Below are 5,208 nucleotides of genomic sequence, written 5' to 3' on the forward strand. Positions count from 1 at the left end.
TCCAGACATCGCTGATCACATCAGCCCGTTCAACGCCTCGCACTGCGAGGCATTTTTGTTTTTCCGAACACCGAGGCCGATGGAAATGACCACCTTTGAGGCGCTCAAGCTCGCGGCCGTGGGGATCACGCACCTGTTCTCGGATGCGTTGCACATTCACGTGGGGCTGTTGGTGCTGTTTGCCGCTGCCATGGTCACCAGGAAGCCCCTGGGTTCGCTGGTTCCCTGGTCGGTCGTCCTGGGCGTGCTCGCGTTCGGCGAAGTCATGAACATGCAGCAAGACCTTCGGAACCTGGGCCATTGGCGCTGGCAGCAAAGCCTGCACGGCCTCGTCAACGCTCTGGTGTGGCCAACCGTGCTTCTGTTCGTGGCGCGATCGCGTTCGTCGCTGCTTCCTCGCGGCTAGAGCGAGGTCCTGGGGATGCTGAACGAGTTGCAACGCCAGGCCACGCCGGCGCTCGTGACGGTTTCGCGCCGATGAGGGTCAATGCGTCAGCCACAGACCCACCGCCAGCAGGGTCGCCTGGACGGCCATGGCAATGTAGAGCGGGGTGCGGGAAGGCGTGGCGGCGTGCTGCAGCGTCTGGCCGATGCGCTGCCCGAGCAGCGCGCGCAACGCTGGATCAGGCGCTCCGGGTACAACGGCAGCCTCAGCCGCGCGGCTCTGCTGCCATTGCGCCATCAGGTCGGCCAGCGGCAGGCGGTTCACCGCGAAAGTGACCATGCCGCGCACGGCACGGCCCTGGCCCAACACCGGCGCCAATTGCCGGCTGATGGCATCGGCCGACACCACCTCCGACACTTTTTCCAGCGCGCCTTTGGTCCGCGGCATGGCTTCGATGCGTCCGGCAATCGCGTCCGTCAGGCGTTGCGACAGAGCTTCTCCATGACCCATCACGACTTGCTGGATGGCCCGGCTGCGGCCACGCGCCACGCCCAGCATCAGGTAGATCGGCACGAAGGCCAGCAGCAGCATGCCGACCAGCAATGGCGGCGAAAACAGCAAGGCAAGGATGGCGCCGGCGCCGCCCGCGTGCGCCCCGGCTGGCATGCCTGGGCCTGACAGCCGGCTCACGTAGAAGAAGAACACGCCACCACCCAGCAGCAAAGCCAGCAAGCTACCCATTGCGACAGAGCTGGCAAACGCCACACCCGCTTTGGCGCCGGTGCGCACCAGGGATGGCGCGGAGGAAGAAGTTGAGGACATGCACGGCCGCCTGAATCAAAGGCCGCATCATAAGTGGCGCACCAACTGCATTTCGCTCTGCAGCAGGCCTGCTCGCAGCACCAAGACCGTAGACTGGCCCGACCATGAATGACCAAGCTCATCCCATCGATTCCGGCACCCATGCCTCTCTTGCTTTCCGTGCATCACATTCGGAGCCTGGCCCATGGCGTTGACAACTGCGGGCCAGATCCTGCTTGCCAGCAGCGCGGTGTTTCTGGGTGCCTCGGTCTGGGTGGGGCGGCGCGTCTCGCGGCGCCTGCGACCCGGGGCGGGGACCAACGTGCTGGTGGTGGCCATCATCTTTGCGTTGATTGCCTTGTTCRTGCCCTTTAGCTATTGGACCAGCCAGGCGCTTTACTCCCTTGCCACCAAACCCAGGTACAGCGCGACCGTGGTGGGGCACACCTCCGAGTACCGCGACTATCAGGAAAAAGACTCCAGGGACCGCACGGTCACCCGGCAGCGCTTGATGCACACCGCCCAGGTGCGGTTCGTGGGTCCCGATGGTGAGCCGCTGGAGTTGCCGAGCTCGGTGGCATCGACCGAGGTTCCCCTCGAAGGGGCAGCGTTGACGGTGGTGTATGCCCCGGGGGACCGGGTGGCCGCCGAGCTCAGCGCCCGCAGCGTGGGCCTGTGGCTCGGGGCGAGCGTCATGCTGTTCATCCTCGGCTACTGTATGTGGGCCACGGTCTGGTACGCATTGGGCCATCCGATGAAAGGCGTGGCGGCCTTCGGCATGGCGTTCCTGTTCCGCTTTCTGTTGCCGGGCATCACGTTGCTGATGGTGCTGGCCCTGGGCTACTCGGCGCTCAAGTACTTCGCCCTGGGCAACCCGGACGACCATCCGCTGTGGGTCGCCTGTCTGTGCACCCTGTTCACCTTGGCGTTGCTGCCTCTGCTGGTGACACTGCTCACACCGAAAAGAACTCGATGACTGTCACCCCGAATCCGCTTCCTCCCCATGTGCTCGCTGCGCTGCGGGCCGGCAACAAGCTCGAGGCCGTCAAGTTGCTGCGCGAGGCAACCGGGCTCGGGCTGATGGAATCGAAGGATGTCATCGATGGATACCACGATGGAAACCGTTCGCACGCCGTCATCGCTTCTGCGGTGAACCCACTTCCTGAATCGAAGGCGGGCACAGGCGCACCGGGCGAAGTCTCCACATCGGGCGGTCGCATCTGGTATGTCGTCGCGGCCGTGGCGGTCGCCGCACTTCTCGCCAGCTACTTGCTGCGGAGTCTCGCGCTCTGACCCCGCAGGTCAAAGCTCCCCGCACCGCTGCGGGCCCCGTCCATGCGGGCGTCATGGTCGGTCGACTTGCGAGCGCAGCGTTCCCGGCGGCACGCCGAACAGGCGCTTGAAGGCGCGGCTGAAAGAGGCTTCGGACTCGTAGCCCAGGCGCTGGGCGATGTCCGCGACAGTCGATCTGCCATGACGCAGCCATGCGCCGGCCACGTGCATGCGCCAGTGCGCGAGATAGCGTGCCGGCGACAGGCCCACGGCGGTGGTGAAGCGTTCCGTGAAGACCGAACGCGACAGGCCGGCGATCTTCGCCAACGCCACCACCGACCAGAAATGACCCGGCTGTTGATGGATCGCCGCCAGCGCCCGGCCAATCGGTGCGTCCCGCGCACCCGCCAGCCATCCCTTCAGCTCTGCGGCGTGAGTCTCGGCCCAGCCGCGCACCATGGCCGTCACCACCGCATCGGCGAGCCGCGCCATCATGGTCGCGGCGCCAACACGCTGTGCGGCCACCTCGGCCGCCATCAGGGACAACAGCGTGGGCAGCGCCGGGTCGTTCGCGTCGGCACGCCGCAGCACCAGCACCTCGGGCATCAGTTGAGTGAGCGGATGCACGGCCGGCTCGTCGAACTCGAGCGCGCAGCAGACAATCAGCGAGCGCGCACCGCCACCACCGGCGCGCATGTTGTGCGTGGTCGGGCCGATCGAATCCTGCTCGAACTCCGCGAGCGGCCGGGCCTGCGTGGTGGGCGCGTCGGCGATCGCGTGGCCCGTGCCTCGCGGCAGCAATGCCACGTCGCCGGGGCCGATCCGGAAGGGCTCATGCGACGGCAGCCTCAGCCAGCACTCGCCGTCGACCACGAAGTGGAAACACACGCCGTCCTGACGCGGGATCTGGACGCCCCACGGCGCCGTCATGTCAGTGCGGCAGTACGACGCGCGCACCAGCCGCAGATCCTGAAGAACGGGGCTCAGCAGATCGAGGTCGGGTCGGGAGGAGCTCATGGCTGGGGAGTTTGCGCTTGCGGCGCCTCCATCAGGCCCCCGGGGTCACGGGCCGGTTCGCGTGTAGATCGCGCGGGTGGCGAGCGCCTCCGCTTTTCCTGGTGGCGTGAAGTAGAGCTCGATGACGTGGCGGTCCGGGCCTTCGATGCGTATCAGCGTGCGCATCGGGACCGTCTTGCCGACGAAGGCTTCACCCGCAACGCCTTGGTCGACGAAGCTGCCGAACAGGTCAATGCGTGTCTGCGGCCCCGATCCGGTGCTGCTGGCGTAACGCATCATCCCGGCGTTCGTTTCGTCGATCGTGACCCACTCGTAGCGCGCGGCCATGTTGTCGTAGCCCAGCCAGCCGCGACGCCAGTAGTGCGACTTTGCRAGCGTGCCCTCGGTCGTGTCCTCGAGGTAGCGGCCGCCGGCCACCCATTGGCGACGTGTGACGATGTCGTCGGAGGTGATCGGCGGTGCATCGGCACTGCGGCCGAGGGTCGCGTAGATGCCCATCTGCACGCGCCAGCTGCCTGCCAGGGGCGCGAGCGTGGCGTGGCCCGGGCCTGGTAGTCCGCGGCGCACCCATGCCGGCAAGTCGGCGGACGCCGCGACGGATGGCGTGGAGGCGCTCTCCTTGTCCTGGGCTTGCGTGGCTCCGATCGCCAAGCCGAGCGCCGCGATACCGATGAGCGCAGCGCGCATGCGCTTCCAGCAGATTTCCACAGGGTGCCTTTCGTGAACGCAAGCATCCAGTTTGCTCACCGACGCGTCGTCGGGCCATGGCCCTGCGACCGGTTTGCTTGGCCGTTCGTCCTGCGGCGACACACCAGACCGTTCAGCCTGCCGATTTCCCCAGCGCCGTGCTGACAGGCTTCGGGCGCTCGGAACGCAAGACGAGGGACGTGGTGACGGACCCGTAGCGCGCGACAGCGTCGACGATCCGCTCCAGTTGCGACGCCGAGGGGATGACGACCTTCAGGTGAAAGCAGTCCTCGCCCGTCAGCCGGTACACCTCGATGACCTCGGGCATCAGCGCAAACTGCTTCAGGCACGACTTGATGTGTTCGTGGGTGGTCCGCACGCGGATGATCGCCATCAAGCCGAGCCCGAGTCGTTCGGGATTGACGGTCGCTCGGTAGCCCTCGATCACGCCTCGCTCTTCCAGGCGCTTGAGGCGCTCCGATGTCGCGGGCTGCGACAGGCCGATGCGTCGTCCGAGTTCGCTGACGGCGAGCCTTCCGTCCTCCTCGAGAAGCGTCACGATCTTGATGTCCGTCGCATCCAGGCTCGCTGGTTGACTGTGGGCCATGGCACCTTGAATCCATCGGTTCGACGGTCCATTTTCCGATGGTTTGCCATTCCAGGCCGATGCACCTCGCCGCAGACTGGGCGCATCGGAAACGGAGGYATCGATGGAGAATGTTGTGGTCCTGCCGGGCATCGGTGGGTCAGGCGAGGCGCATTGGCAGAGCTTGTGGGAGCGCAGGCGGCCTCAGCTGCGCCGCTTCCAGCCCGCGAGCTGGGATCAGCCCGCGCTGGATGACTGGGTGTCTGCACTCGACAAGGCGGTCGCTTCGTCGCCTGCGCCGCCGGTCCTGGTTGCGCACAGCCTGGCATGCTTGCTCGTCGCCCACTGGAGCACGATCTCGCGCCGGGAGATTGCGGGAGCCTTCCTGGTGGCGGTACCCGATCCGCAGTCGTCCTCGTTCCCGCCAGCGGCGGCAGGGTTCGGTGGCGTTCCGGAGGGC

The 5,208-nt window shown here is 66.5% G+C and carries 8 protein-coding genes; 4 read left to right on the forward strand and 4 right to left on the reverse strand.

The window, feature by feature from the left end:
- On the forward strand, window positions 1–406 hold a 406-nt coding region (locus AC1D01_RS19750), incomplete at its 5' end, for a hypothetical protein (RefSeq protein WP_477869257.1).
- 78 nt (window positions 407–484) lie between these two features.
- Here AC1D01_RS19750 and AC1D01_RS19755 read toward each other — a convergent pair.
- Complete coding sequence (locus AC1D01_RS19755; protein WP_477869259.1) at window positions 485–1,207, reverse strand: hypothetical protein; 723 nt, start codon at window positions 1,205–1,207, stop codon at window positions 485–487.
- A gap of 184 nt (window positions 1,208–1,391) precedes the next feature.
- Here AC1D01_RS19755 and AC1D01_RS19760 point away from each other — a divergent pair, with 184 nt between their 5' ends.
- Together AC1D01_RS19760 and AC1D01_RS19765 are read left to right on the forward strand one after the other, a co-directional pair.
- On the forward strand, window positions 1,392–2,162 hold the full coding sequence (locus AC1D01_RS19760; protein WP_477869261.1) for a hypothetical protein: 771 nt from the start codon (window positions 1,392–1,394) through the stop codon (window positions 2,160–2,162).
- Window positions 2,159–2,479, forward strand: a complete 321-nt coding sequence (locus AC1D01_RS19765; protein WP_477869263.1) for a ribosomal protein L7/L12 — start codon at window positions 2,159–2,161, stop codon at window positions 2,477–2,479. Before AC1D01_RS19760 ends, AC1D01_RS19765 begins: the two co-directional genes overlap by 4 nt.
- A 51-nt stretch (window positions 2,480–2,530) precedes the next feature.
- Here AC1D01_RS19765 and AC1D01_RS19770 read toward each other — a convergent pair whose 3' ends face one another.
- The 3 genes from AC1D01_RS19770 to AC1D01_RS19780 all read right to left on the reverse strand — a co-directional run bounded on the left by AC1D01_RS19770 (window position 2,531) and on the right by AC1D01_RS19780 (window position 4,769).
- Window positions 2,531–3,475 carry an AraC family transcriptional regulator gene (locus AC1D01_RS19770; protein ID WP_477869265.1) on the reverse strand — a complete coding sequence of 315 codons (945 nt, stop codon included), beginning with the start codon at window positions 3,473–3,475 and terminating at the stop codon, window positions 2,531–2,533.
- Window positions 3,476–3,520: 45 nt separating this feature from the next.
- Window positions 3,521–4,222, reverse strand: a complete 702-nt coding sequence (locus AC1D01_RS19775; protein WP_477869267.1) for a DUF1579 family protein — start codon at window positions 4,220–4,222, stop codon at window positions 3,521–3,523.
- Between the two features lie 73 nt (window positions 4,223–4,295).
- A complete protein-coding gene (locus tag AC1D01_RS19780; protein ID WP_477869269.1) occupies window positions 4,296–4,769 on the reverse strand; it encodes an Lrp/AsnC family transcriptional regulator in 474 nt (157 codons plus the stop codon).
- 103 nt (window positions 4,770–4,872) lie between these two features.
- Between AC1D01_RS19780 and AC1D01_RS19785 the strand changes: the two genes are divergently transcribed.
- A partial coding sequence (locus AC1D01_RS19785; RefSeq protein WP_477869271.1) for an RBBP9/YdeN family alpha/beta hydrolase occupies window positions 4,873–5,208 on the forward strand: 336 nt, incomplete at its 3' end.

The organism is Rhizobacter sp. P3_B12, from assembly GCF_056402895.1.

What these genes read in the sequence shown, in the direction of transcription:
- AC1D01_RS19755 (WP_477869259.1), bottom strand. Translation starts at nt 1,207, where the DNA reads ATGTCCTCAACTTCTTCCTCCGCGCCATCCCTGGTGCGCACCGGCGCC.
- AC1D01_RS19765 (WP_477869263.1), top strand. Translation starts at nt 2,159, where the DNA reads ATGACTGTCACCCCGAATCCGCTTCCTCCCCATGTGCTCGCTGCGCTG.
- AC1D01_RS19770 (WP_477869265.1), bottom strand. Translation starts at nt 3,475, where the DNA reads ATGAGCTCCTCCCGACCCGACCTCGATCTGCTGAGCCCCGTTCTTCAG.
- AC1D01_RS19780 (WP_477869269.1), bottom strand. Translation starts at nt 4,769, where the DNA reads ATGGCCCACAGTCAACCAGCGAGCCTGGATGCGACGGACATCAAGATC.